The organism is Amycolatopsis sp. DG1A-15b, from assembly GCF_030285645.1.
GTDB lineage: Bacteria > Actinomycetota > Actinomycetes > Mycobacteriales > Pseudonocardiaceae > Amycolatopsis.
Genome location: NZ_CP127296.1, coordinates 1050745 through 1076915 on the forward strand (window position 1 = coordinate 1050745; position 26171 = coordinate 1076915).

Consider the following 26171-nt stretch of genomic DNA (forward strand, 5'->3'; position numbering starts at 1 on the left):
CATGTACTAACTTTTAGAAAGTACAAACTCATTGTTAGTGCTGTCACATCCATCGTGCGAACTCTTGGGTAGTATCGAGGCGTGGATGGACGACGAGGTGACGGCGTGACCGACGCCGAGCACGAGGCGCTGGTGGCCGATGTGTTCAGTGCTGCGTGTGCGTCCCGGGCCGTGCTGGACCACGTCACGGGCCGGTGGGGCGTGCTCGCCCTCGTCGCGCTCGACGACGGGGTGTTCCGGTTCAACGCCCTGCGCCGCCGGGTCCAAGGGGTCAGCGAGAAGATGCTCGCCCAGACGCTGCAGGCTCTCGAGCGCGACGGCTTCGTGCACCGGGAGGCGCGTCCGACGATCCCGCCGCACGTCGAGTACAGCCTCACGCCCGCCGGCCAGGAGGTCGCGCGGCGGCTGCGGGGACTGATCGAGGTCCTCGAGGCGAGCGTGCCCGGCGTGCTCGCGGCTCAGTCCCGTTACGACGCGGCGAAGGCGGCGAGCGCGTGACGCCGGCCTAGCCGGCCGCCGGGCCGGATGTCCGTGCGGGCAACGGTTCCCGGCTCGCGGCGAGCAGGAACATCCCGGCCGCGACGGCGAGCATCGTCAGCACGCCTCGCGGCCAGAAGATGTGGCTGTCGTAGAAGGAAACACTCGCGGCCAGCAGCAGCACGGCCCCCGGTGCCGCCCGCCACGCCGCTTCCCGTGCGAAGGCCGCGACGATCAGGACGTTGGCCGCGAGAAAGCACAGCGCGCCGGTGTGGCCGAGGCTGTCGCCGATGCCGAACACCGCTCCGGTGACCGGGGTGACCGCGTGCTCGGCGTGGACCACGGTTCCGGCCGCGATGCCGGCCACGGCGTCGAGCCCGCCGTAGAAGGCCGCGAAGCCGAACGCCGCGAGCCGGCCCGGACGGCGCAGCGCCGCGGGCGCGGACGAGAGCAGCAGCCACTGCGCCACCGCGAGCAGGGGGAACACCGGCAGCAGGACGATGTGCAGGGTGGTCCACCACGGGGCGCTCGCCGGGCTCAGCGCGAGCGGGTGCGCCAGACCGGATCCGGCCAGTGCGAGCCCGGGCGCGGCGTACCCCGCGGCGCGTGACCATCGAGAGCGAAGCATCGGCCGACGGTATCGGCGATCCGGCCCGCCCGGCGATTACCGAACTCTTACCGCACCGCCCGCCGGGTCCGCGCCGGGCGCTACTTGCGGCCGCCACCGCCGCGGAGGGCAAGGGAGCCAACGGATCCGGCGGTCCCGAGGCGGTCCGCGGCGGGAAAACCGGCCATTGCACTCCGTCGGCCCGGGGGTTATGTTAGCGCTCACAATCGCTCCGCTTGTGCCGTTCCTGCGTGTCGGTGATCGAGGAGGAGGTTGGCAATGACGCCGGCCCGCGCATCTGTCGATTCGACGATTTCCGTACTCCAGCGGGAGATCATTCATGTCACGACAGCCGAGATACGTCCGTGAGCACCGCATCGCGCCGGCCCTGATCGTCGCCGGCACGCTCGTCACCGGCCTCCTCGTCGGTGGCGGTACGTCCCAGGCGGCCACCCAGGGGCCGTGCGACATCTACGCGGCCGGCGGCACGCCCTGCGTCGCCGCGCATTCCACGACCCGGGCCCTGTACGGCGCCTACACCGGTCCGCTGTACCAGGTCAGGCGCGCTTCGGACAGCGCCACGCGCGACATCGCCCCCTTGGCCGCGGGCGGCGTGGCCAACGCCTCGACGCAGGATTCGTTCTGCGCGGGAACCACCTGCCTGATCACCGTCATCTACGACCAGTCCGGCCGGAACAACCGTCTCACGCAGGCGCCGCCCGGTGGGTTCCAGGGACCGGCCGCCGGCGGGTACGACAACCTTGCCAACGCCACCGCGGCACCGATCACCGTCGGCGGTCACAAGGCCTACGGCGTCTACGTGGCTCCCGGAACCGGCTACCGCAACAACAACACCAACGGCATCGCGACCGGTGACCAGCCGGAGGGCATGTACGCGATCTTCGACGGGACGCACTACAACGGCGGCTGCTGCTTCGACTACGGCAACGCCGAGCGCAACAGCCGGGACAACGGCAACGGCACGATGGAAGCCATCTACTTCGGCAACATCAAGGTCTGGGGCTACGGCGCCGGCAACGGCCCGTGGATCATGGCCGACCTGGAAAACGGCCTGTTCTCCGGGGTCAACCAGCACTACAACGCCAACGACCCGAGCATCAGCCACCGCTTCCTCACCGCCATCGTCAAGGGCGGCCCGAACCGGTGGGCCATCCGCGGCGGCAACGCCCAGTCCGGCGGCGTGTCCACCTTCTACGACGGCGTGCGCCCGAACGTCGCGGGCTACAACCCGATGAAGAAGGAAGGAGCCATCATCCTGGGCATCGGCGGCGACAACAGCGTCGGCGCCCGCGGCACCTTCTACGAAGGCGTGATGACCTCCGGTTATCCGTCGGAAGCCACGGAAAACGCGGTGCAGGCCAACATCACCGCGGCCGGCTACGCCACGAGTTCCGCGGGCACCGGGCTGACGCCGGGCACGTCCGTCTCGCTGCGCGCCACCACCGCCTGCTGCACCGACCGCTACATCCACCACACGGGATCCACTGTGGACACCGCGGTGGTCGGCAGCGGCAGCTCGGCCACGGAAAAGGGCAACGCCTCCTGGACCGTCCGGACCGGACTCGGCAGCGGCTCGTGCGTGTCGTTCGAGTCGAAGAACGCGGCCGGGCAGTACCTGCGGCACCAGAACTACCGGCTTTACCTGCAGGCCAACGACGGGAGTTCGCTGTTCGCCCAGGACGCGACCTTCTGCCCGGAGGCCGGCCGCAACGGCCAAGGTGCCTCGCTCAGATCGCTCAACTTCGCCGACCGGTACGTCCGCCACTACGACAACATCGTCTACATCGCCGCCAACGGCGGTCCGAACACCTTCGACAACGCCAACGCCTACAGCGATGACGTGAGCTGGCTCGTCAGCGCACCGTGGGCTTCCTGATCCTCTGAGCCGAACGGTGGTCACGCGCCCTGCCCGGCTGACGGGCAGGGCGCGTGATAGCGCTTTCTCCGGCCGTCTTGTCGGGACCGTGAATCCTGCGTTACGCTCGGTGGAGAGCGCTCCAGCGGAAAGTGTTGTCCTGGAGATGACTCGGTGGGAGGCAGCACGCCTCGTCGAAAGGACGCCTCGGATGCGTATCCGCCGAACCGCTGTGGTCCTGGTCGTTTCCGCGTCGCTGCTGAGCCCCGCGACGGCGGAGGCCGTGCCCTCGGGCGGGTTGTCCCCGGGTTCGGTGACCCTGACGGAGTCCTCGCTCCAAGGCGTGCACGGCACCGCCCCCGACGTCACCATCCGCAACGTGCTCACCGTGACCGCCGCCGGAACGGCGCTGCGGGTGCGGCTGAGCAACCCCTTCGGCGCCACCGCGATGACCGTGCGATCGGTCTGGGCCGGCCGGCAGCCGTCGACGAATTCGCCCGCGCTGGTGCCGGGATCGAACCACCGGGCCACGTTCCACTTCCGGCACGCCGTGACGATCCCGCCGGGCGCCAGCGTGTGGACCGACCCGCTGCCGCTGTCGGTCCGGCGCGGCGACCACGTCGCGGTGAGCGTGTACGCGCCGGGTGCGCCGGTCAACGACCACACGTTCCCGCCGCCGGAGACGGACACGCCGGGGTCGTTCACCTCGGCCGGGGCCGGTGACGCCGGGGCGGACGAGTCGGGGAGCGCGTACGGGCCCTTCGCGCCCGGCGTCCTGTGGTGGGCGGACGCGATCAGCGCCGTGTCGCCCGCCCGCGGCACGATCGTCGCCCTCGGTGACTCGATCACCGACGGCTACAACGCTTTCGGCGGCGGACCGCGCTGGACCGACGTGCTCGCCGAGCGCATCGGGACGCTCCCCCCGTCGCGGCGGCTGTCGGTGGCCAACGCGGGAATCAGCGGCAACACCGTCAGCGTCCAGCCGAACCCGTACGACCCCACCGGCCAGTGCTGCGGCCCGCCCGCGCCGGTCCGGCTCGACCGCGACGTGCTCTCGCTGCCCGGCGTGCGGTACGTCCTGCTGCTGGAGGGGACGAACGACCTGGGTGGCGGCGACAACGCGGCCCCGGCCCCGGCCGTGCAGGTCATCGACGCCATGCGCACCATCGCCGGGCGGGTGCACGCGGCGGGCCGCCGGATCGTCGGCGCGACGATCCTGCCGATGTGCAACGCGGCCGGCAGCCCGAAGGAACAGGCCCGGCTCGCGGTCAACGCGTGGATCCGCACGTCCGGGACGTTCGACGCGGTCCTCGACTTCGACACCGTGCTGCGCGACCCGGCGGACCCGACGGTCATCCGCGCGGACTGGCGCACCGACTGCTACCACCCGAACGCGGCAGGCGACCGGCTCCTCGGCGATTCGATCGACCTGAAGGTCTTCGCCCGCTGAAACCGCGGCTACGTCTTGCCGGAGGCCGCGGGCCGGCGGCCGGGCATGGGCTGCGGGGGCTGCCGGCCGGCGCCGCCGCGCAACGGTGCCGGAGCGGGACCCGGCTCCCGAGCCTGGGCCCGGCGGCGGCCGAGGACGCTGACGATCAGGTGGTCGATGGGTGACATCGAGGCCTCCACGGGTTGGGCCCCCTCCGGGTTTCCGGCTTCCCGTGCCGCGGGAGCCCGAAACGCGGAGGGGCTGCTCAGTTACCCACGAGGGGTGCTGTGACATCCGGGGCTTCGCCACCCGGACCCCCAAAAGCGGTGCGACCAAGACGTAGTCGATGTCCGGAGCGTATTTCGAGCGCTGGCCGAACTGGTTGAACGTCCGCCCGTCCCAGTCGGGCAGCTCCTGGGCGGTGAAGGCGATCGTGTTGGTCCCGGCCCGCAGGTCGACCGGGACGGCGAGGTCGCGGAACTGGTTGCGGTGGAACGTGGTCGGGAACAACACCCGCTGGGCCGGGCGTCCGTTGACGGCGATGTCGGCGTGCCGCGCGACCGGGTCGGGGTTGTAGTGGGTGGGGATCGACTCTTCCGCATTGGAGTAGCGGACCACGAGCACGTGCCGGCCCGCCTGCTTCGCCGTCACCCGCAGGGTCAGCGCGTTGCCCGGCCCGTCGCCCACCGCGGTGACGACCTGGCCCGAGGCGAACGAGAAGCCGTCGCCGCGCTCGGCCGCGCCGGTGAGCACGCCGCTCTCGGCTTCGAGCCGGGCCGGCGCCGGCACCGATGACGGCGCCGTGCGGACGCGGTCGAGCAGAAAGTCGCCGGCCGTGCCCGTGACGACGAGCCGGTTGAGGCCCGCCGAGAGGAACAGCGGCACGGTGTTCCGGGTGCCGAGGGTGACCGCGGGCTGCCCGTTGACGTCGACGCGGGCCGTGCCGCGGCCGGTCCGGTCGAAGCCGACCGAGGCGTAGCCGTCGTGGTCGGCGTGGACCCAGAAGGTCGCCGACGCGCCGGGGCACAGCGCCACCGCGCCGGGACCGGACGAGCCGCGGACGTCGTACCGGATCGCGGCGCCGGCCAGGTCGGCGTATTCCGCTTCGTGGACCGCCTGGCCGTCGGTGGCGGGATCGACCCGGGTGAGGTCGATCTTGTCGATGATCGCGTCGCCGCGGGTGGTCCCGAGGTCGGGGTCGGCCGCGGCCAGGGTGATCGTGTGCCGTCCGGCGGTGAGCGGCACGCGGGTATCGGTGTGGTCCCAGACCACCCACTCGTAGGAAACGGGCAGGATCAGCTGCCGCGGGTCCTCGCCGTCGACCCGCAGGAAGACGTTGGTCGGGCCCTGGGCGGTGACGCTCGGATACTTGTTGTAGGTGTTCGAGAAGACGCTGAGGTCGTACCGGCCGTCCTGGGGCACGTCGACGTCGAAGGACAGCTTGACGTCCGACCCGGTCCGCAGGCCGCCGACGTTGTAGTCGCCGGACGTGGCGAACTTGCCGACGTTGCCCGGGTTGCCTTCCGGGCCGTTGCGGCTCCAGCCGCTTCCGGTGTGCGCGGCGTCCTCGGCCTCGTAGGTGTGCCGCCACGGGACCGGCGTCCCGTCGGTGGTGCCGCTGCCGCCCGGGCTGAGGATGACCTGGTACGCCGACATCTCCTGGAGGTCGGTGAACGGCAGGGTGAGGCTGCCGTCCGGGGCGACGGCCAGTTCCGCGTCGAGCTTCCGCCGCGGCGCGGGGGAGTCGCCGAGCTGCCCGGTCCACGGGATCTCCTGGACGGTCACGTGCACGCGGCGGCCGAAGACCTTCCGGTCGACGTGCGTGAAGCGGACGTCCGCGGCTCCGGAGGAACCGCCGAACAGGGTGCGCGACTGCCGCTTGGCGCGGTCGAGGGTCGCGATGCCCTGCAGGGTGTACTGCTGCCCGGGTGACGGCGGCGTCACGCGCACGGTGTTCCCGGTCAGCTGCCCGTAGGCGTTGAACAGCCACCACTGGCCGTTGCCCTTGTTCGCTTCGGCGACGCTGTCGTCGAGGTTGCCGTCGATGTTCCAGTAGGCGAGGTCGGCGTCGACCTTGGAGTCTTCGATGGCCGACATCCACTGGATCATCTGGCCGGGCACGGAAAGGTGGTAGCGGTAGGCGTACTCGTCGAGGTTGACCGGCAGCGGCCCGATACCCAGCTCCCGCTCCCAGCCGCGGTAGCGGTCCACATTGGACCGGACCGAGCCGGGCGAGGACAGCTCGTGCCAGGTGATCACGTCCGGCAGGCAGTCGTTCGCCTTGCAGTACTGCAGGAAGCCCTTGACCTGGTCGTAGAGGACGCTCGTGTTCGGGCCGGCGATGCGCGCCCGCGGGTCGAGGCGCTTGATCAGGTCGTGGGCCTGCTTCCACTCGGCGAAGAAGTGCCGCGGGTCGGTCAGCCAGCTGACGTTGTCGTAGCTGTACTGGCCGGTGCCGTACCAGTTGCCTTCGGGCTCGTTGAAGGGGACGTACACGATGTGGTCGCGTTGGCCGCTGGCGAGGACCTGCTCGACCTGGGTGGTGAGCTTGGCGCGGTAGTCGTCGACCCCGGCCTGGCCCTGGGCGCGCTGGTAGGGGAAGCCGCGGTAGATGTCGGTCAGGTAGACGTAGACATCCCGCCCCCCGGCGGCGACGAACGGCTTCGCGACTTCGAGGGCGTCGGCGCCCGGGTGCTGCGGGCCGTCCTGGGCCTTGGTGGCCAGCGTCTTGGGGTAGAAACCGGCCAGCGCATTGTCGCTGGGGACGCCGTCGCCGTAGACGCCGTAGAGGGAACCGGCGGCGCCGCCGTGGAAGGCGCCGGTGCTCGCGCCCAGGTCGACGGTCAGCGTGCTGGTGGCCGCGGTGGCCGGGGTACCGCTGAGCAGGGTGGTGGTGAGGATGGCCGCGAGGGCGGCGGGCAGGACAGTTCGCCGTTGAACCACGGGGACTCCGGTCGGGTTGATGAGCAGGGCCGTCGAACCGGTTCGATCGCGAAGTGCACACTACGGGAGGGTCTGGTGGAAAATCAACGGCGGTTTTGGCGAACCGGTTCGACCTGTGACCCCGCCGAGCGGGTCACCCGGCTGCAGCGGGATCGGCCGGCCGGTCAGCCGTGGCGGCGCCGCGCGCCCGTGCTCGACCGCAGCGAGATCGGCGGCTCCAGCAGCGCGTGCCGGGGTTCCGCGCCCGCGTCCGCGATCTGCGCCAGCAGCAGGTCCACCGCCAGCCGTCCCAGTTCCACCGCGGGCACGTCCGCCGCCGTCAGCGGGGGGTGGAAGTCCTCCGCCAGGCGCTCCGCGATCACCCCCGTCAGCGAAAAGTCGCGGGGGACCTCGAGGCCCGCCCGGTGCAGCGCGCGCTGGACGCCCGGCAGGGCCGCTTCGTTGATCGTCACCGCCGCCGTCACCGACGGCCACTGCGTCCGGATCTGCTCGAAGCAGGCCAGGCCGGCGGCCGCTTCGTCCGCGCAGCACACCGTTCGCGCCGTCAGGCCCCGCGCCGCGGTGGCGTCGAGGAACCCCGTGGCCGAGCGCAGGGCGGGGCCGTAGCCCGCCGCGACGAGCTCGGCCGAACGGTTGATGAGCACCACCTCTTCGTGGCCGAGATCCGCCAGGTGGTGCACGCAGCGCGTGATCAGGGCGCCGTAGTCGACGTCGACCCACCAGGACGCCCCGGGGTGCTCGACGTGGCCGATCGTCACGAACGGCAGGCTCGCCTGGCTCAGCCGCTCGACCCGGGGGTCCTCGAGGAGGATCTCCATCAGGATCACGCCGTCGACCCGCCGGCCGGTCACGATGCGCTCGAACGACCGGTCGTGGTCGCCGCCGCTGGGGGAGAGCAGGACGTCGAGGTCGTGAGCGGCGGCCGCGTCGACGACGCTGCCGACGAACCCCAGCTGGACGTCGGTCAGCCGGCGGCTGGCCGGCGGCACCACCAGGCCCAGGGTGCGCGTGCGGCCTTCGGCCAGGGCGCGGGCGCTGGCGTTGGGCCGGTAGCCGAGCTCGGCGATGACGTCGTTGATGCGCTGCACGGTGGCCGCCGAGACCGGGCGCTTGCCGCTCAGCGCGTACGACACGGTGCTGCGCGAAACCCCGGCGCGACGCGCGATCTCCCCGATGTTCATGCCACTCCTGACCTGTTCCAGAACCGGTTCGATCGTAGTACACGCAGTATTGCGCAGGAGTGCTTGCGGGGTTTACGGTGACGCGGCCTCCGTCATCGAACCGGTTCGATGACGGACCGACCGCCTCCAGGTCGTCGCTGGTGCCGACAGGAAGGACCCTCCATGAAGCGTCACCCGATCATCCGGTTGCTGTCGGTGGCCGTCGCCGCGACGACACTGGCCGCCTGCTCCTCCGGGACGGCCCCCGGCGGGGGAACGGCCGGCACCGGCCCCGGCGGCGCCTTCACCGTCTGGGACCCCTACCCCCAGTTCGACGCGAGCTCCGCCTGGGCGAAGGTCGTCGACAAGTGCGGCGCCGACGCCGGGGTCAAGATCGCGCGGCAGGCGTTCGACACGACCGACCTCACCAACAAGGTGCTGCTCGCCGCCCAGCAGAACACCGCGCCGAACGTCCTCGTGGTCGACAACCCGGTCGTCTCCACCCTGGCCGAAGGCGGGGTGCTCAAGTCCAATGCGGACACCGGGCTCGACGCCGCGCAGGCTGCCCCGAACCTGCTCGCCGCCGCCGACGTCAAGGGCCAGGTCTACGGCGTCCCGATCGGGGCGAACACGCTCGCCCTCTACTACAACAAGGCCGTGCTGACCGGGGCCGGCGTCGACCCGGCGTCCGTGCGCGACTGGGCCTCGCTCGACGCCGCGCTGGCCAAGGTGCACGCCGCCGGCAAGAAGGGCATCACCTTCTCCGCCATCGGCACCGAAGAGGGCAGCTTCCAGTTCCTGCCGTGGTTCTGGGGCTCGGGCGCGAACCTGACGGACCTCGCTTCGGCCGGCGCCGTCTCGGCGCTCGCGCAGTGGAAGTCCTGGCTCGACAAGGGATACGCCCCGAACTCGGTGGTCGGCAACACGCAGACCACCAGCTGGCAGGAGTTCGCGACCGGCGAGTACGCCTTCGCCGAGAACGGCACCTGGCAGCTGCAGAACGCGAAGAAGGCCGGCTTGGACTACGGCGTCCTCCCGATCCCGGCGCGAGCCGGGGGAGCGGCCCCGGCCCCGACCGGCGGCGAGTTCGTCACCGTGCCCGTCCAAAGCAGCCCGGACGCCGAGAAGACCGCGGGCAAGATCGCGTCCTGCCTGACCAGCCCGGCCAACGTCCTCGACTCCGACACCGCCCTGACCTACGTCTCCGCCGTGCCGTCCGTGCAGGAGAAGCAGGTCGCCGCCCAGCCGGAGCTGAAGGTGTGGGTCGACGCGGTCAAGGTCGCGAAGGGCCGCACCGGCGACAACCTCGGCACCCGGTACCCCCGGATCTCCGAACCGCTCTGGGGTGCCGTGCAGGCCGCGCTCACCGGCGCGAAGGCCCCGGACGCCGCGCTCGCGGCCGCACAGGCGACCGCCGCGTCGGCGAAGTAGGCCCGCTCGTGCAGGACATCCGTGAACCGGTGACCGTCCGTCCGGCCGCGCGAGCGCCCGGCCGGACGGGGCGCCGCCGGCCGCAGCTGCTCGCGTGGGCGTTCCTCGCCCCACTCGTCGCCTACCTCGTGCTCTGCTACGGCTATCCGCTCGTGACGAACGTCGATCTCAGCCTGCGCAACTACACCGTCCGCACCTTCGTGCACGGCGGGGCGCCGCTGGTCTGGTTCGACAACTACGCGACCGTGTTCACCGATCCGACCTTCCGCACGGCCCTGCTCGACACGCTCGTCTTCACGGCCGCGTCGCTGCTGTTCCAGTACGGCATCGGCCTGGCGATGGCGGTGTTCTTCGCCCGCCACTTCCGGCTGGGCCCGACGCTGCGCGCGCTGTTCCTGGTGCCCTGGCTGCTGCCGCTGATCGTCTCGGGGTCGACCTGGGCGTGGCTGCTCAACAGCGAGTCCGGCGTGGTCAACTCCGTGCTGGGCTGGTTCGGTGCCGGCCGGATCGACTGGCTGACGTCACCGTCGTGGTCGCTGGTCTCGGTGATCATCGCCAACATCTGGATCGGCGTGCCGTTCAACCTCGTCGTGCTGCACAGCGGCCTGCAGAACATCCCGGCCGAGGTGTACGAGGCGGCGTCGCTCGACGGCGCCGGGGCGTGGCAGCGGTTCCGGCACGTCACCTTCCCGCTGCTGCGCCCGGTTTCGGCGATCACCCTGCTGCTGGGGCTGGTCTACACGCTCAAGGTCTTCGACGTCATCTGGATCATGACCAAGGGCGGCCCCGGCGGATCGTCGACCACCCTCGCCACCTGGTCCTACCAGCTCGGGTTCGGCAGCATGCTGCCGCGGTTCGGGCCCAGCGCGGCCGTGGGCAACGTGCTCATCCTGCTGGCCCTGGTCGCGGGGCTGCTCTACATCCGCGCGCAGCGCAGGCAGGAGGAGACGTGATCCGGCACTGGCGCACCGCGGTGGGGCTGGTCCTCACCGCCGTGATGCTCTTCCCGGTCTACTGGATGGTCAACGTGTCGCTGACCCCGGCCGGGCGGATGCGCAAGTCGCCGCCCGACTGGTTCCCCGCCGCGCCGACGTTCGAAGGCTACGAGCGGGTCCTGCGCGAGCAGCTCCCGTACTTCGCCACCAGCCTGTTCGTCGCGCTCGGCACCGTGGCGCTGACGCTGGCCCTGGCCGCGCCTTCGGCGTACGCGCTGGCCAAGCTGCGCCCGCGCGGGCACCGGGCGCTCGGGTTCGTGCTGCTGGTCGCCCAGATGATCCCCGGCATCATCATGGCGCTGGGCTTCTACGGCATCTACGTCTCGCTGGGCATCACCAACACCGCGTGGGGGCTGGTCCTCGCCGATTCGACGATCGCGGTGCCGTTCGCCGTGCTCATCCTCACCTCCTTCATGACTTCGGTGCCGGACGAGCTCGTCCAGGCGGCCACGATCGACGGCGCGGGCCCGGTGCGCGCGTTCTGGTCGGTGGTGCTGCCCGCGAGCCGCAACGGCGTGGTCACCGCGGGGCTGTTTTCGTTCCTGTGGGCCTGGTCGGACTTCGTCTTCGCGGCGACGCTCGACGGCGGCGGCTCGCTGCGGCCGCTGACCCTGGGGATCTACCGCTACATCGGCAACAACAACCAGGAGTGGAATTCCATCATGGCGACGGCGGTGGTCGCCTCCGTGCCCGCCGCCGTGCTCCTCGTGCTGGCGCAGCGGTTCGTCGCCGCCGGCGTCACCGCGGGCGCCGTCAAGGACTGAGCCCCTCTCCCGAAAGGACGACCCCTGTGCCCACGGGCGAATTCTCGCTGCGGGAAATTCCGTTCAGCTACCCGGGATCGTGGTTCGACGTCTCCCCGGTGGTGGCCCAGGCCACCTACGCCGACGACCTGCACCTGGTGTCCCACCGCCACGGCATGCACGCCGTCCTGGCGCTGGTCCCCGAAAGCGGCGGGGAGCGGGCGGCGGTCCCGGCCGTCGCGACGCCGTCCGCGCTCACCTGGGGGAGCGGCGAGGAGCGGATCACGGCGGCGTTCGCGGCGCCGGACACGCTCCGGATCGCCGGGCGCGGCCTGGCCATGCGGATCCGCGCGGCGGAGCTCACGCTGACGCCGTTCACCGGTACCTACTTCTTCACCGATCCGGTCGACGGCTCGGCCGTTTTCACCTCCTACGAAACCGGCCACCGCTACCGCGTCACCGTCCTTTCCGGACACGTTCGGCACGTCGGCGCCGAAGCGCTCGGCACGGCCGAGCGGGCCGTCGTCGTGAGCGGCGACGCCTGGGAGGTGGCGATCGAGGAGCTCCCGGGTGCCCGCGAGCCGTACTCGCCGGCACCGGCGTTCGACGGCGTGGTCGCCGCCGCCCGGACCGGGTTCACCGCCTTCGCCGACGCGGTCGCGCCGTGGCGCGGCGAGCGCACGCCGGCGGCCGAGCTCGCCTGTTACGTGCTCTGGTCGGCCATCGTGGCACCGGCCGGGTTCGTCGGCCGCCCGGCCGTGCTGATGTCGAAGCACTGGATGGACAAGGTGTGGAGCTGGGACCACTGCTTCAACGCGCTCGCGCTGGCCTCCGGCCGGCCGGAGCTGGCCTGGGACCAGGTCCAGGTCGTCTTCGACCACCAGGACGACCGGGGCGCGCTGCCCGACTCGATCACCCACGCCGAGGTGCTGCGCAACTTCGTCAAACCGCCCATCCACGGCTGGGCACTGAGCCGCCTGCGCGGCCGCCTGCCCGGTGGCCTGCCCGAAACCGGGCTCGCCTACCGGCAGCTGGCGGCGTGGACGACCTTCTGGCTCGAGCACCGCCGCGTGCCCGGCGGACGGCTCGCCCACTACGAGCACGGCAACGACAGCGGCTGGGACAACGCGACGCCGTTCGCCGAACGGCGGCTCGTGCAGACGCCCGACCTCGCCGCGTTCCTGGTGCTGCAGCTGAAGGAACTGGCCGTGCTGGCCGCCGGGCAGGGTGATCCGGGCGCGGCGGCGCGGTGGGACGCCGAAGCCGAGAGCATGCTGGCGTCGCTGCTCGGCGAGCTGTGGGACGGCACGAAGTTCGTCAGCCGGTCGGCCGCGACCGGGGCGGTGCAGTCCGGGGCGAGCCTGCTGGAACTGATGCCGATCGTGCTCGGCGAGCACCTGCCGCCGGACGTCCGGGACAAGGTCGTGGCCGGGCTGGAGGCGCACCTCACCGGCGTCGGCCTGGCGACCGAGCAGCCGGCGTCCGCGTACTACGAGCCGGACGGCTACTGGCGGGGGCCGGTGTGGGCGCCCGTCACCGTGCTGATCGAAGACGGCCTCCGCCGCGCCGGCGCGACCGAGCTCGCCGACCGCGTCAGTGCCCGGTTCCGCGCGGTGTGCGAAAAGTCCGGCTTCGCCGAGAACTTCGACGCGCTGACCGGTGACGGCCTGCGCGACCGCGCCTACACCTGGACGGCCGCCGCCTACCTCGTGCTCGCCGGCGACGCCGAAGACCGGCTCGCGCAGGCGAGGTAATACGCGGGTTTGTTCGACCAAATCGACAACGCATCCCATTGAAATCATCGATGACATTGTTCGGGTGGGTGGTAAGTCGGCAAATCACGCACAGAATCTTGACCGGTGGACAAGTGGCCTGTAATAGTCATTGCGGCTTCCCGTTCGATTACCGGTAAAGGACGATTACCATGCACAACGTCGTGCGTTCCCTGCTCGTCTCGCTGACCGCGGCCGCCGTGGTGGCGACCACCGCCGGAGTGGCCGAAGCGGCCACCTGGTCGTCTTCGGACAAATGGGCGACCTGGTCCAACGGCGGGTACACCGTCCGCAACGACGTCTGGGGCAGCGGTGCCGGTGCCCAGTCGATCTGGGCGAACTCCTTCAGCAACTGGGGGGTGTGGGCGGACCACCCGAACACCGGCGGGATCAAGTCGTACCCGCACTCGGCGAAGAACGTCGGCCGGACGCTCAGCTCGCTGCGGCAGGTTTCCAGCAGTTTCAACGTGAGCCGCCCGGGCAGTGGCGCCTACGAGACGGCTTATGACATCTGGGCGAACAACAACGCCTACGAAATCATGCTGTGGGTCAACAAGCAGGGCGCGGTCGGCCCGCTGGGCAGCAAGCAGACGACGGTGAGCGTCGGCGGGCACACCTGGGACGTCTACAAGGGATCGAACGGTTCGAACGCGGTGTTCTCGTTCCTGCGCACGTCGAACACGAACTCCGGCACCGTCGACGTCCTCGCGGTGCTGAACTGGATCAAGGCCCGTGGCTGGTTCGGGGACGTGACCCTCGGCGAAGTGCAGTTCGGCTTCGAAATCACGTCGTCTTCGGGCGGGTTGAACTTCACCTCCAACAGCTATTCCGTTTCCGCGTCCTGAGAGTTCAAGGCGCCTCGCTCCACTGAGGAGGGTCGCGGTACCTTCACGTTCTGCGGAACGGCTCGAAGGCGCCGCGCACCCGACAAGAAGGTGGACCGATGGAACCGGGCGAAATGGCACGAAAAGCACTGGCTTGCGTGCGGATCTTCAACGGAGCGGCCGGCCTGCTCGCCCCCGCCCGGATGGCGGCGAGCCTGGGCAGCGCGCCGGGGGAGGACCGGCGGTTCGGCTACCCCGCGCGCATGTTCGGGATCCGCACCCTGGTCCTCGGGACCGACCTGCTGCTGCTGAAGGCGGACGATCCGTCGGCCCGGCGGATGCTGCAGCAGGCGGTCCTGATCCACGCGGCGGACACCGCGGCCGCCGTGTACGCCGGTGCGCGCGGTGAACTCCAGGGCAAAGCGGCGAAGTTCACGGTCGCGATCTCCGCCGTCAACACCGTGCTGGCGGTGATCTCGCTCGCGACCGCCAAGCCGCGCGGCTGACGGCGGGCCGGCCGCGACCGCGACCTCGGCGAAGCCGGTATGACCGACCGCTCGTCGCGGCCGCGGACCAGCCGGAGCCGGACACCGACCCGAACCGAGCGGCGGATCATCAAGGTCCGGGTGTTGCGCTGGTGGGGCCCGCCCCGGATCGCCTACCTGCTCGGGTTGAACCCCTCAACGGGTCCCGTCCAGCTACCGGCTCGCCCGTGGACATCAAGAAGCTGGGCAACATCCATGACGGCGGCGGACACCGCGTTCACGGCCGCGGGGCCTACGACCGGCCCTGCCGCACCGAAACCGGGCGCCGCCAAGCCCTACCCCGCTGGCTGTCCACCTACGATCATCACCGCGGCCACACCGCACTCGCCGGCAAACCACCCGCCGGCCGCGTCCCCAACCTCGCAGGTCAATACGGCTAGTGTCGCGCGTCTGAAGTTCGTTGCCGGGTGGCGTGGGGCAGGATCTCGTCGGCGGTCTTGGTCCAGGTGAACGGGTGGCAGCGGTCGTTCCAGCCGTTGATGAAGGCCCGGATCGCGGTGACGAGCTGTTTGACGTTGTCGAAGGATCCGCGGCGGATGGCCTGGCGGGTGATGATGCCGAAGAAGACTTCGACCAGGTTCAGCCAGGAGCCCGAGGTGGGCGTGAAGTGCAGCGTGATCCTCGGGTTCCTGGCCAGCCAATTCTTGATGTCGGCGTGCTTGTGGGTGTGGTAGTTGTCCAGCACGACGTGTAGTTCGCGGCGCGGGTAGGCCTTGGCGACCTTCTTGAGGAAGTCGAGGAACTCGGCTTTGCCGTGGCGGTCGTAGCACTGGTCGGTGACTTTCCCCGTCGCCGTCTCCAGTGCTGCGAACAAGGTCGTGGTCCCGTTGCGTTTGTAGTCGTGGGTGGCTTTCTCCGGCAGCCCCGGGCGCAGCGGCAGCATCGGCGCGGTGCGGTTGAGCGCCTGGATCTGGGACTTCTCGTCCACGCACAGCACCACCGCTTTCTCGGGCGGGTTCAGGTACAGCCCGACCACGTCCCGGACCTTGGCTTCCAGTTCCGGGTCGGTGGAGAACTTGAACGTCTCCTGCCGCCACGGCTGCACGTGATATCTGCGCCACGCCCTGGCCACGGTCGCGTCGCCGACACCCAGGTGGCGGCCCAAAAGCCGGCTTGACCAATGCGTGACCGCCAATGCCTCCGGCGGCGGCTCGAAGGGTGGCCGCGATGATCCCGGCATCGTCCACGGTCTTCGGTCGCCCGGGCCGAGGCTCGTCATCCAACCCCGCCAAGCCACGCTCGGCGAACCGGTCACGCCACTTGATCACCGTCGGACGAGAAACCCCGTACAGCCGAGCCGTGCCCGCCGTTCCATGCCCGTCCGCGACCGCCAGCACGATCCGGGCCCGCTCGACATGACTGGCCCGGATCGCCCGCGACCGTGTCCACGACTCCAACACCGCCCGGTCCTCGCAACTGATCACCAAACCCGACGAAGGCATGACCCATCATCGCAAACCCACAGCCGTAAACCAATTAACGACGCGTGACACTAGCGGCTCGCGCACAGCGCGTGGACGATCAGGTCGAGCATCCGGCCGGTCCGCTCGGGGTCGCGCTCGTTCGCCGTGGACAGGAACACGCCCAGCAGGAGCAGCGTCACGTCCTCCGGGTCGGCGCCGGCGCGCAGCGTGCCCGCCTTCGCGCCCGCTTCGAGGATCGCTCCGATCGCGGCGGTGATCCGCTGCCGCGTCGCCGGTGTCGCGATGCGGCCCGATGCCACGCTCGCGCGGAGGACGTCCGCCATTCCGCGCTTGGTCGCCACGAACGCCGCGTAGCGGTCCATCCACGCGCGGAGGGCCTGCTCCGGCGCGAGTTCGGCGAGCAGGGCCGGTGCGCTGTCGGTGACGTCGTCGAGTTCCGCCGCGTAGACCGCCTCGACGAGTGCCTCGCGGGTCGGGAAGTGCCGGTAGAGCGTGCCGATGCCGACGCCGGCTTCGCGGGCGACGGCTTCGAGCGCGACGGTGCCGTCGGCGGTGGCGAACGCGGCGCGCGCCACCGCGACGAGCTTGTCCCGGTTGCGGCGCGCGTCCGAGCGCAGGGGGAGGGCGGGTTCGGGCGAAGGCAAAGCGGAGGCACCTCCGGTTGTGCTACGGTCGGCTCGAGCGGAGGCTCCTCCGCTTCGCCATCATCGCACGAGGACGGGTATCCCATGCCTTCCACCGCACGCGGCGCGCTCGCCGGCCGCACTGTCTCCCGCGTCGGCTACGGCGCCATGCAGCTCGAGCGCCTGCACGACGACCGCGCCGCGGCCGTCGCCCTCCTGCGCCGCGCGATCGAGCTCGGCGTCGACCACGTCGACACCGCCCAGTTCTACGGCAACGGCTTCGTCAACGGCGTCATCCGCGACGTCCTCCCGTCCGCCGAAGACCTCCTGGTCGCCACCAAGGTCGGCGCCGACCCCGACCCCGGCGCCCCGATCCCGCTCCGCCTGGCGCAACGGCCCGAAGAGCTCCGCGCGAGCGTCGAGGACAACCTGCGGTCGCTCGGGCTCGACCGGATCCCGCTGGTCAACCTGCGCCGCGCCGACCGGCGGCCCGGCGTGCTCGCCGAGGGGGCGCAGCTCGTCGGCCTCGACGACCAGCTCGCGGTGCTGACCGCCCTGCGCGACGAGGGCAAGATCGGCGCGATCGGGCTCAGCGCCGTCACCCTCGACATCCTGCGCCGGGCTCTCCCGGTGGGGATCGCCTGCGTGCAGAACGCCTACAGCCTCGTCGGCCGCGACGGCGAGGACCTGCTCGAGCTGTGCGTGGCGGAGGGCATCGCCTGGGTGCCGTTCTTCCCGCTGGGCGGCGATTTCCCCGGGATGCCGAAGGTGACCGACGAGCCCGCGGTCCGGGCCGTCGCGCAGGCCCTCGGCCGCACCCCGGCGCAGATCGGCCTGGCCTGGCTGCTGCACCGCGCCCCGAACGTCCACCTCATCCCCGGCACCGCGAGCGCGGCGCACCTCGAAGCCAACCTCGCCGCCGCGGAGATCGAGCTCGACGGCGAGACGCTGGCCGCGCTGGACGCGATCCCGGCCCGCTCGATGGACGTCAGCCTCGGTTGACCACATCGACAGGAGACGCCGGTATCCGGCCACTCGGCGACCGGCGTAGTTTTGCGGCATGTACACGGTTGCGGTGCTGGCTCTCGACGATGTGATTCCCTTCGATCTGGCCACCCCGATCGAGACGCTCGGCCGGGTCCGGCTGCCGGACGGCCGCGGGGGTTACCGGATCGTCGTCGCCGGGCCGGAGCCGGTGGTCGACGCCGGTCCGGTGCGGCTGAGCGTCGAGGTGGGGCTCGACGAGGCCGCCCACGCCGATCTCGTCGTCGTCCCCGGGCGGAACGACCCGGACCGGCCGACCCCGGACGGCGTGGCCGAGTTCCTGCGGGCCGCGGTGGCGCGCGGAACGCGGGTCGCCTCGATCTGCGTCGGCGCGTTCACCCTCGCCGAGGCGGGCCTGCTCGACGGGCAGCGGGCGACCACGCACTGGCTCGCCACCGACGAGCTGGCCCGCCGGTACCCGGCCGTGCGGGTCGACCCGGACGCGCTGTACGTCGACAACGGGCAGATCCTGACGTCCGCGGGTGCGTCGGCGGGGCTGGACATGTGCCTGCACATCGTGGAGCGCGACCACGGCGCCGCGGTCGCCGCCGACGCCGCGCGGCTCGCCGTCGCGCCGTTGCAGCGCACCGGCGGCCAGGGCCAGTACATCCTCCGCAACCGCCCGACGTACCAGACCGCGACGCTGGAGAAGGCGCTCGGGTGGATCGAGGAGAACGCCCACCGCCCGCTCACCCTGGCCGACATCGCCGACGCGGCGGGCATGAGCACCCGCACGCTGACCCGGCACTTCCACGCCGAGACCGGGCAGAGCCCGATCCAGTGGCTGACCGGGGTGCGCATCCGGCACGCCCAGGAGCTGCTGGAGCTCACCGACCACACGATCGACCGGATCGCCGGCCAGGTCGGGTTCCCGTCGCCGAGCAACTTCCGCGTCCAGTTCGCCCAGACCGTGCGGGTCAGCCCGAGCGCGTACCGCAAGACGTTCCGGCCGCGGTGACGGGCGGGGTGCGTGGCCGCACCCCGCCCGGCCCGGTCAGCCGCGGTGTTCGGCCGCGACGTCGATGATCCAGGTGACGCCGAAGCGGTCGGTCAGCATGCCGAACGCCGGTGCCCACTGGGCAGGCCCGAACTCTTCGATGACGGTCGCGCCTTCGGCGAGGCCCTTCCACACCGGCGAGACCTCGTCGACGGTGGCGCCGCGGACGGACAGGAAGAACGGCTCCTCGGTGATCGTCGTGCCGTTCTCGCGGCGGGTGCCGGGCGCGGCCGGGGTGGCCGGGCCGTCGGTGCCGGGGACGTCGTAGGCCATGACGCTGAAGCCGTTGTCCGCGGTGACCTGGCCGAACACCACCTTGCCCGCGTCGGGCAGTTCGGCGGGCAACCCGAAGTCGCCGTAGGTGATGACCGTGGCCTGGCCGCCGAAAACCGACTGGTAGAAGGCGAGCGCTTCGCGGGCCTGGCCGGTGAAGTTGAGGTGGGCGACAGCGGTGAGCGACATGTGTTCCGGTTCCTTTTCGAGGTTTCCGCCGCCGGAAGGGTTCCGGCGGTAGCGCCACGATCGCAGCAGTAGCGGCCAGGGAACGTCCGCTTCTCGTGGCACCATGGAAGTCATGCCGGTCGCTTCCTCGACGGCGACCTCGGGTCGCCTGCTCTCGCTGCTGTCCCTGCTGCAGGCCCGCCGGGACTGGCCGGGCGCGCTGCTCGCCGGCCGGCTGGGCGTCAGCGAACGGACCGTGCGCCGCGACGTCGACCGGCTCCGGGAGCTCGGCTATCCCGTCCAGGCGGTCAAGGGACCGGAGGGTGGCTACCGGCTCGAAGCCGGGAGCCGGATGCCGCCGCTGTTGTTCGACGAGGAGCAGGCGGTCGCGCTCGCCGTGGCGCTGCGGATCGCCGCCGGGACCGGCGCGGGCATCGAGGAAGCCGCCGTGCGTGCCCTGGCCACCGTGCGCCAGGTGATGCCGTCGCGGCTGCGGCAGCGCGTCGACGTGCTCGAGATCGCCGCGGCCGGCGGTCCCGCGGTCCAGGTCGGCACGGACGTCCTGCTCGCGCTGAGCTCGGCGATCCGGGCCACCGAGGAAGTGCGGTTCGACTACGGGGCACCGCCGGCGGACCCGGATCCCCGGCCGCCGCGCCGGGTGCAGCCGCACCACCTCGTCGTCCGGAGTGGACGGTGGTACCTGATCGGCTGGGACGCGGTCCGGGAGGACTGGCGGACCTACCGCGTGGACCGGCTGCGGCTGCGCGTCCCGAACGGGCCGCGGTTCACCCCGCGGGAGGTGCCGGGCGGTGACGTCGCGACATTCCTCGCCGCCCGGTTCAAGGGCTCCGCCACCGCCGACGTCTGGCCGTGCCGGGGCGAAGTGGTCCTCGACCGGTCCCCGGCCGACGTGACGCCGTTCGCCGGCGACGGGATCGTCGAGGAGGCCGCCCCCGGGAAGACCCGGCTGCTGGTCGGATCCTGGTCCTGGGCGGCGCTCGCGGCCGGCCTGCTGCGCTTCGAGTGCGAGATCGAAGTGGTCGGCCCACCGGAGCTGCGGGCGGCCTTCGCGGAACTGGCGGGACGGGCCACCCGCGCGGCGAACGACCGCTGAGCACCGCGGGTTCCGCGTCCGGGAGGTCAGCCCGGTTCGTGGTTGAGGGCGCCGGAGCGGAAGGACGAGACAGCGGCGTCGGCGAACCCGAGCGCCCGCACGGCCTCGAGCAGCCGTGGATCGTCGTGCACTTCGGCGGCCACGGCGGCATCGAGCTCGATCCGCGCCGTGCCACCGAGGTCGCGGACCCGCACGTCGTGGTAGCGCCGGCCGTGGTCGTCCAGGAACGCGCGCACCACCGATTCGGCCTGTTCGATCCGGGCCAGCGTGGCCGTGGTGATCGGGATGCCGTACCGGACCCGGCTCGCCAGGCAGGGCGCGGCCGGTTTGTCCGCCCAGGCCAGCCCCCAGCGCCGGGCGATGGCCCGCACGTCCTCTTTGGACAGGCCCAGCGTCCGCAGCGGCGTGTGCACGCCGAGTTCGTCCCCCGCGCGGATGCCCGGCCGGAACGGGTCGACGGCGTCGTCGGCGTTCGTGCCGGTGGCCAGCGCCGGGAACCCGTGGGCGGCGGCCACTCCGGCGATCGCCGTGAGCACCGTGGTCTTGCAGAAGTAACAGCGCCGGCGCCCGTTGGCCGCGTAGCCGGGCTCGGCCAGCTCGCCGGTCGACGGCGTGAGGTGGCGGACCCCGAGCTCGGCCGCGATCTTCCGCGCGCCGGCCAGTTCCACCGCGGCGAGGCTGGCCGAGTTCGCCGTCACCGCGAGCACGTCCGCCGGGCCGAGGGCGCGGACGGCGGCCGCGAGCACCAGCGCCGAGTCGGTGCCGCCGGAGAACGCCACCGCGAGCCGGCCGAGGCCGGCGAGGTGGGTGACGAGCCGCGTTTCGTCCATCAGCGCCCCGCGGCGATCGTCGCGACGACGCGTGCCGGCAGGCCGAGCTCGCGCGCGGCGGCCACGACGTCGTCGTGCTCGGGTTTCGTCCCGTGCGGCCCGCGCTTGCGCCGCACCGGCATCCCGAGGACGTCGACCGTTTCGGTCTCCCGTTCCAGTGCGGTGCGGCGGACCGGGTACTCGCGGAAGCCGAGGCTGCCGGTTTCGGCGAGGACGAGGGCCCCGAGCCGGGCAGCGTGCTCCGGCTCGGCGAGCACGTGCAGGACGTGGGCCGGCCGGCCCTTCTTCATCGTCACCGGGCTGATCCACGCGTCGAGCGCGCCGGCCGCCAGCAGTTCGGCGACGACGTGCCCGAGGACTTCGCCGGTGACGTCGTCGAGGTTCGTCTCCAGCACCACCAGGGTGCGGTGCCCGGCGTGCACCGGCTCGCCGAGGTGCACGACCGCGACGTTCGGCCGGTCCGCCAGCGTCCGGGTGCCGGCGCCGTAGCCGGTGGCCAGCAGGCGGAACTCCGGTGGCGGCTCGAACCGGGCGCCGGTGGCCTTCAGCAGCGCGGCCGCGGTGGGGGTGACCGTCTCGCCGGCCAGGTCGCTCCCGACCGTCCGCGCGCCCTTCAGCAGCGCGGCGGTCGCGGGGGCGGGACAGGGGAGGACGCCGTGCGCGGTGCGGACGGTGCCGGTGCCGAGGGGGAGCGCGCCGCAGTACACAGTGGACACCTCCAGGGCGTCCAGCGCGGCGCAGACGCCGATGACGTCGACGAGCGTGTCGTGCCCGCCGAGTTCGTGGAGGTGGACGCGCTCGGGTGCTTCCCCGTGCAGCCGGCCTTCCGCCTCGGCGATCGCGCGGAGCGCGGCGACCGCCCGGTCCGCGACCGGCGCGGGCCGCACCCGCCCGGCCATGGCGATCAGCTCGGCCGCGGGACGGCTGGTGGCTTCGTCCGTGACGTCCACGTGCGCGCGGGCCGCCGTCAGCCCGTGGGTGAGGAGGGACTCCACGCGCAGGTCCCACCCGGTCAGCCCGCTGGCGGCGACGGCGGACCGGACGCGCTCCGGCGGCGCGCCGGCGTCGACCAGGGCGGCCAGCAGCATGTCCCCGGCCAGGCCGGTGAACGGCGTGATGACGCAGATCGTCACCGTGACCTCCGCAGGACCTGGGCGAGCCGGAAGGCGGCCATGGCCGCGCCGAACCCGGAGTCGATGTTGACGACGGTGATGCCCGCCGCGCAGGAGGCGTGCATCGCGAGCAGCGCGGTGATCCCTTCGAGGCCCGCGCCGTAGCCGGTGGAGGTGGGGACGGCGATCACCGGGCAGGCCACCAGGCCGCCGACGGCCGAGGCCAGCGCGCCCTCCATGCCCGCGACGACGATGACCGCGTCGGCCTCGCACAGCCGGTCCCGCTCGGCCAGCAGGCGGTGGAGCCCCGCCACGCCCACGTCGGTGACCGCGGCGACCGAGAGGCCGATGGCCGCGGCGACTTCCGCGGCCTCCTCGGCGACCGGGCCGTCGGACGTCCCGGCCGCGGCCACCGCGACCGTGAAGGCGGTCGCTTCGGCCGGGCGCCAGACCAGGAGCCGCGCGCCGGGGGCGTAGCGGCCGCCGGGGACCTCGGCCAGCACGGCACGAGCCGGCTCGGCTTCGACCCGGGTGACCAGCACCGGCCCGGTGTTGTGGGCGAGCAAGGTCCGCGCGATGGCGGCGATCTGCGCCGGGGTTTTCCCCGGCCCGTAAACGACTTCCGGGAGTCCCTGGCGGTGTTCGCGGTCCAGGTCGACGCGCGCGAAACCGAGATCGGCGGTGCTCATGCCACGTACGGGATCGTCAGGGGACCGTCGGGGAGCACGCAGGCCCGTGCGCCCAGCCCGGCCCGGTCGAGGGCCTCGGCCACGGTGGCCGCGATGTCGGTGGTCCGGGTCAGGTGGGCCGTCGCGAGGTCGGCTTCGGTCAGCGTGCCGGTGTGCATCACGACCCGGCAGTCGTCCTGGATCTTCGCCTGGATCTGGACCTGCCACTGGTCGGGCACGGTCACCGGGCGGGCCGCGATCTCCGCGAGCAGGGCCGCCGGGGAATCCGCGGACGCGAGGACTTCCCGGTAGGAGCCGTGGTCGGGGAACCCGTCCCGGCACTCCGCGGCGCACACGATCGTCCCGCCCGGCTTGGTGATCCGGTGCGCCGCCGACATCCCCTTGACCGACTGGTAGAGGTTCTGGTCCAGCGGGTAGCCGGAGTTGGTGGTCACCACGACGTCGAACGGCGCGGGCACCGGCCGCATGGCGACGTCGCGGGCGGCGTGGGCCGCGGCCGCGTGCATGTCCAGGAGGTCGCCGCCGAAGGCCCCGATGACGGCCTTGTCGCGGTTGAGGATGACGTCGAGGGCGAAGGTGACGCCGGTGGCCGCGGCGATCGCGCGGACGTCGTCGTGCACGGGATTGCCTTCGGTGATCCCCCAGGTGGCGTTCCGGTGCCCGATCCGGCGGGCGTCGTGCAGCACCAGCACGGTGTCCAGGGCCGCCAGCCCGGGCGCGACGAGCTTGGGGCCGCCCGAAAAGCCCGCGAAGAAGTGCGGTTCGACGAACCCGGTGGTGATCCGCACGTCGGCGGCCACCCACTCGCTGTTCAGCCACACCGGGACGTCGTCGCCGTGGCGTCCCAGCCAGGTCAGGCTCGCGCGGTCGCGGGCGTCGTGGTTCACGATCCGGACGGTGTCGGCGACCTCGTCGCCGAACATCGCGCGCAGCTCGGCGCCGGTGTTGCCACGGTGGGTGCCGGTGGCCACGAGGATGACGACGTCTTCGAGGCGGACGATGCCGTCCAGTTCGGCGACGATCGCCGGGATCATCAGTTCGCGCGGCTGCGGCCGGGTTCCGTCGCACGCCGAGATCGCGACGGTCTGCCCCGGCCGCACCCGCTCGCGCAGCGGTGGCCCGGCGACCGGTTCCCGCAAAGCCCGGCGCAGCAGCACGTCCGCGGCCTCGGTGACCGGGCGGTGCACGGGCGTCACGACGGTGGTGACCGCCGGGTCGATGGTGAGGTCGAGGCCGGTGTCGCCGTAGGCGAGCCGGACCGTCCGGGCCGTCATGGCGCCAGCCCGTAGACGCGGGTCGCGGTCCCGCCGCGGACGGCGTCGCGTTCGGGCGGCGTCAGGTCTTCCAGGAGGCTGTCGGCGGCGGCCATGACTTCCGCGTAGGTCCCCGCGAGCAGGCACACCGGCCAGTCGGAGCCGAGCATCAGCCGGTCCGGCCCGAAGGCGGTGAGCGCGGTTTCCGCGTAGGGCCGCAGATCCTCGACCCGCCAAGGCCGGCCCGCTTCCGTCACCAGACCGGAAAGCTTGGCGACGACGTTGGGTTCCCGGGCCAGGGTGGCCAGTGCGGTGGCCCAGGGCTCCAGCTGTCCGGAGGCGATCGGAGGTTTCGCGAGGTGGTCCAGGACGAACGTGAGGTCCGGCAGCGCCCGGACCGCCGCGGTGGCCGCCGGGAGCTGGTGCGGCAGCACGAGCAGGTCGTACACCAGTCCGGCGTCGCGCACCGCCGCGAGCCCGGCCAGCACGTCTTCGCGTTCCAGCCAGCGCGGGTCGGGCTCGGCCTGGACGAGGTGGCGGATGCCGGCCAGCAGTTCGCCGCCCGGCGCCGACCGCAGCCGGTCGAGGTCCGCCGACGGTGAGCCGGTGAGGTCGATCCAGCCGACCACTCCGGCGATGAGCGGCTCCGCGGCCGCGGTCGCCAGGAACTCGACCGACTCCTCGAGGTCCGGCAGGACCTGCACGAGCACCGTCGCGTCGACCCCCGCCGCGGCCGCCCGCAGGTCGGCCGGAGTGAAGTCGCGCCGGATCGCCGCGGTTTCGACGCCGTCCAGCCACGCGTGGCGGCGGACGGAGGTTTGCCACAGGTGGTGGTGCGCGTCGACGCGCCGGCCGGTCACGCCCGGCCGATCCGGTGGTGCTGGCGGCCGAGGCCGTCGATGTCCACGGTCACTTCGTCCCCTTCGGACAGATAGGGGAAGTCGTTGGCGCCGAACGCGACGCCCGCCGGCGTACCGGTGTTCACGACGTCGCCCGGCTCGAGCACCATGAACTGGCTGAGGTACCAGACGATGTGCCGGACGCCGAAGAGCATGTTCCGGGTGGTGCCGTCCTGCCGGGGCTGCCCGTTGACGGCCAGCCGCAGGCGGAGGTCCTGCGGGTCGCCGGCCTCGTCCGGGGTGACCAGCCACGGCCCGAGCGGGTTGAACGTTTCGCAGGACTTGCCCTTGGTCCACTGGCCCCCGCGTTCGTGCTGGAAGTCGCGCTCGCTGACGTCGTCCGAGACGGCGTACCCGGCGATGACCGCGTCGGCGTCCTCCGGCGTCGCGAGGTACCGCGCCCGCCCGCCGAGCACCACGGCGAGTTCGACCTCGTAGTCGGTCCGGGTACTGGTCCGCGGGATGAGCACGGTGTCGTCCGGGCCGACGATCGTGTTGGTGGCCTTGAGGAACACCACCGGCTCCGCGGGCGGCTCGGCACCGGTTTCCGCGGCGTGGTCGGAGTAGTTCAGCCCGATGCAGGCGAGCAGGCCGGGCCGGGCCACCGGGGCGCCGACGCGCAAGCCGGCGGCATCCAGGACGGGAAGGGTGCCCTCGCGCAGCGCCGTCCGGGCCCGCGCGACGCCGTCGGCGGCGAAGAAAGCACCGTCGACGTCCGGGGTCAGCGACCGCAGGTCCCGCGCCGCACCGGTTTCGTCGAGGACGACGGGGATCTCCTGGCCGCGGTCGCCGAGGCGTTGGAAGCGCATGGCGGGACCGTAGCAGACATATGATGTCTCTTTCAAAGGCCAGCGCAGTCATCATACGTTAAACCACGAGCAGTAGTGATCAATCACTATAAGTGCAAGTTATTGCCGTGTTACGGACCAAGTCTGGACAATCC

22 protein-coding genes and 3 pseudogenes are annotated in these 26171 nt (G+C 71.9%); 14 read left to right on the top strand and 11 right to left on the bottom strand.

All coding sequences use genetic code 11. The features are described from left to right. Positions 1-105: 105 nt before the first annotated feature. A complete protein-coding gene (locus tag QRY02_RS05030) occupies positions 106-498 on the top strand; it encodes a winged helix-turn-helix transcriptional regulator (protein ID WP_285990316.1) in 393 nt (130 codons plus the stop codon). A 7-nt stretch (positions 499-505) separates the two neighbouring features. On the opposite strand, the gene QRY02_RS05035 is transcribed toward QRY02_RS05030, so the two are convergent. Beyond that, on the bottom strand, positions 506-1105 hold the full coding sequence (locus tag QRY02_RS05035; protein WP_285990317.1) for a hypothetical protein: 600 nt from the start codon (positions 1103-1105) through the stop codon (positions 506-508). 319 nt (positions 1106-1424) lie between these two features. On the opposite strand from QRY02_RS05035, the gene QRY02_RS05040 reads away from it, so the two are divergent. Then, complete coding sequence (locus tag QRY02_RS05040) at positions 1425-2981, top strand: alpha-L-arabinofuranosidase B (RefSeq protein WP_285990318.1); 1557 nt, start codon at positions 1425-1427, stop codon at positions 2979-2981. Between the two features lie 427 nt (positions 2982-3408). Further along, positions 3409-4410 (top strand): GDSL-type esterase/lipase family protein, encoded by a 1002-nt coding sequence (locus QRY02_RS05045; RefSeq protein ID WP_285993767.1) that lies wholly within the window; start codon positions 3409-3411, stop codon positions 4408-4410. 3086 nt (positions 4411-7496) lie between these two features. Here the strand turns inward: QRY02_RS05045 and QRY02_RS05050 are convergent. Then, the gene (locus QRY02_RS05050) at positions 7497-8513 is read right to left on the bottom strand and encodes a LacI family DNA-binding transcriptional regulator (protein WP_285990319.1); all 1017 of its coding nucleotides are present in this window, start codon (positions 8511-8513) and stop codon (positions 7497-7499) included. A gap of 162 nt (positions 8514-8675) precedes the next feature. On the opposite strand from QRY02_RS05050, the gene QRY02_RS05055 reads away from it, so the two are divergent. The 8 genes and pseudogenes from QRY02_RS05055 to QRY02_RS48810 all read left to right on the top strand — a co-directional run. Further along, positions 8676-9923 (top strand): sugar ABC transporter substrate-binding protein, encoded by a 1248-nt coding sequence (locus tag QRY02_RS05055; RefSeq protein WP_285990320.1) that lies wholly within the window; start codon positions 8676-8678, stop codon positions 9921-9923. An 8-nt stretch (positions 9924-9931) separates the two neighbouring features. Further along, the gene (locus QRY02_RS05060) at positions 9932-10876 is read left to right on the top strand and encodes a carbohydrate ABC transporter permease (protein WP_285990321.1); all 945 of its coding nucleotides are present in this window, start codon (positions 9932-9934) and stop codon (positions 10874-10876) included. Further along, positions 10873-11682, top strand: coding sequence for a carbohydrate ABC transporter permease (locus QRY02_RS05065; RefSeq protein ID WP_285990322.1), 810 nt, complete (start codon positions 10873-10875; stop codon positions 11680-11682). Before QRY02_RS05060 ends, QRY02_RS05065 begins: the two co-directional genes overlap by 4 nt. A gap of 26 nt (positions 11683-11708) precedes the next feature. Further along, positions 11709-13415 (top strand): MGH1-like glycoside hydrolase domain-containing protein, encoded by a 1707-nt coding sequence (locus tag QRY02_RS05070; protein ID WP_285990323.1) that lies wholly within the window; start codon positions 11709-11711, stop codon positions 13413-13415. Between the two features lie 170 nt (positions 13416-13585). Next, positions 13586-14278: a glycoside hydrolase family 12 protein gene (locus QRY02_RS05075; RefSeq protein ID WP_285990324.1), complete on the top strand. Its 693-nt coding sequence runs from the start codon at positions 13586-13588 to the stop codon at positions 14276-14278. Between the two features lie 98 nt (positions 14279-14376). After that, the gene (locus tag QRY02_RS05080) at positions 14377-14763 is read left to right on the top strand and encodes a hypothetical protein (RefSeq protein ID WP_285990325.1); all 387 of its coding nucleotides are present in this window, start codon (positions 14377-14379) and stop codon (positions 14761-14763) included. Beyond that, positions 14764-14943 (top strand): annotated as a pseudogene (locus QRY02_RS48805) (IS481 family transposase); the annotation flags it as partial. Between the two features lie 89 nt (positions 14944-15032). Then, positions 15033-15182: pseudogene (locus tag QRY02_RS48810) on the top strand (IS481 family transposase); the annotation flags it as partial. Here the strand turns inward: QRY02_RS48810 and QRY02_RS05090 are convergent. Together QRY02_RS05090 and QRY02_RS05095 are read right to left on the bottom strand one after the other, a co-directional pair. Further along, positions 15179-16244 (bottom strand): annotated as a pseudogene (locus QRY02_RS05090) (IS630 family transposase). The pseudogenes QRY02_RS48810 and QRY02_RS05090 overlap by 4 nt on opposite strands. 50 nt (positions 16245-16294) lie before the next feature. Continuing rightward, complete coding sequence (locus QRY02_RS05095; RefSeq protein WP_285990326.1) at positions 16295-16870, bottom strand: TetR/AcrR family transcriptional regulator; 576 nt, start codon at positions 16868-16870, stop codon at positions 16295-16297. A gap of 84 nt (positions 16871-16954) precedes the next feature. On the opposite strand from QRY02_RS05095, the gene QRY02_RS05100 reads away from it, so the two are divergent. Both QRY02_RS05100 and QRY02_RS05105 read left to right on the top strand, forming a co-directional pair. Further along, on the top strand, positions 16955-17851 hold the full coding sequence (locus QRY02_RS05100) for an aldo/keto reductase (protein ID WP_285990327.1): 897 nt from the start codon (positions 16955-16957) through the stop codon (positions 17849-17851). Positions 17852-17909: 58 nt separating this feature from the next. Continuing rightward, entirely contained in the window at positions 17910-18851 is a 942-nt protein-coding gene (locus QRY02_RS05105; protein WP_285990328.1) for a GlxA family transcriptional regulator, read from the top strand. A gap of 36 nt (positions 18852-18887) precedes the next feature. On the opposite strand, the gene QRY02_RS05110 is transcribed toward QRY02_RS05105, so the two are convergent. Then, on the bottom strand, positions 18888-19352 hold the full coding sequence (locus tag QRY02_RS05110; protein WP_285990329.1) for a VOC family protein: 465 nt from the start codon (positions 19350-19352) through the stop codon (positions 18888-18890). Between the two features lie 112 nt (positions 19353-19464). On the opposite strand from QRY02_RS05110, the gene QRY02_RS05115 reads away from it, so the two are divergent. Beyond that, positions 19465-20445: a helix-turn-helix transcriptional regulator gene (locus tag QRY02_RS05115; protein WP_285990330.1), complete on the top strand. Its 981-nt coding sequence runs from the start codon at positions 19465-19467 to the stop codon at positions 20443-20445. Between the two features lie 26 nt (positions 20446-20471). Here the strand turns inward: QRY02_RS05115 and larE are convergent, their stop codons facing one another. The 6 genes from larE to QRY02_RS05145 are packed head-to-tail and all read right to left on the bottom strand — an operon-like array spanning position 20472 to position 26037. After that, positions 20472-21275 carry an ATP-dependent sacrificial sulfur transferase LarE gene (gene larE, locus QRY02_RS05120; protein WP_285990331.1) on the bottom strand — a complete coding sequence of 268 codons (804 nt, stop codon included), beginning with the start codon at positions 21273-21275 and terminating at the stop codon, positions 20472-20474. After that, positions 21275-22408 (bottom strand): nickel pincer cofactor biosynthesis protein LarC, encoded by a 1134-nt coding sequence (gene larC / locus QRY02_RS05125; protein ID WP_285990332.1) that lies wholly within the window; start codon positions 22406-22408, stop codon positions 21275-21277. The genes larE and larC overlap by 1 nt, the downstream gene beginning before the upstream one ends. Continuing rightward, positions 22405-23076, bottom strand: coding sequence for a nickel pincer cofactor biosynthesis protein LarB (larB, locus tag QRY02_RS05130; RefSeq protein WP_285990333.1), 672 nt, complete (start codon positions 23074-23076; stop codon positions 22405-22407). Before larB ends, larC begins: the two co-directional genes overlap by 4 nt. Next, on the bottom strand, positions 23073-24350 hold the full coding sequence (larA, locus tag QRY02_RS05135; protein ID WP_285990334.1) for a nickel-dependent lactate racemase: 1278 nt from the start codon (positions 24348-24350) through the stop codon (positions 23073-23075). Before larA ends, larB begins: the two co-directional genes overlap by 4 nt. Continuing rightward, entirely contained in the window at positions 24347-25189 is an 843-nt protein-coding gene (locus tag QRY02_RS05140) for an amidohydrolase family protein (protein ID WP_285990335.1), read from the bottom strand. Before QRY02_RS05140 ends, larA begins: the two co-directional genes overlap by 4 nt. Beyond that, positions 25186-26037, bottom strand: coding sequence for a fumarylacetoacetate hydrolase family protein (locus QRY02_RS05145; RefSeq protein WP_285990336.1), 852 nt, complete (start codon positions 26035-26037; stop codon positions 25186-25188). Before QRY02_RS05145 ends, QRY02_RS05140 begins: the two co-directional genes overlap by 4 nt. Between the last annotated feature and the right edge of the window lie 134 nt (positions 26038-26171).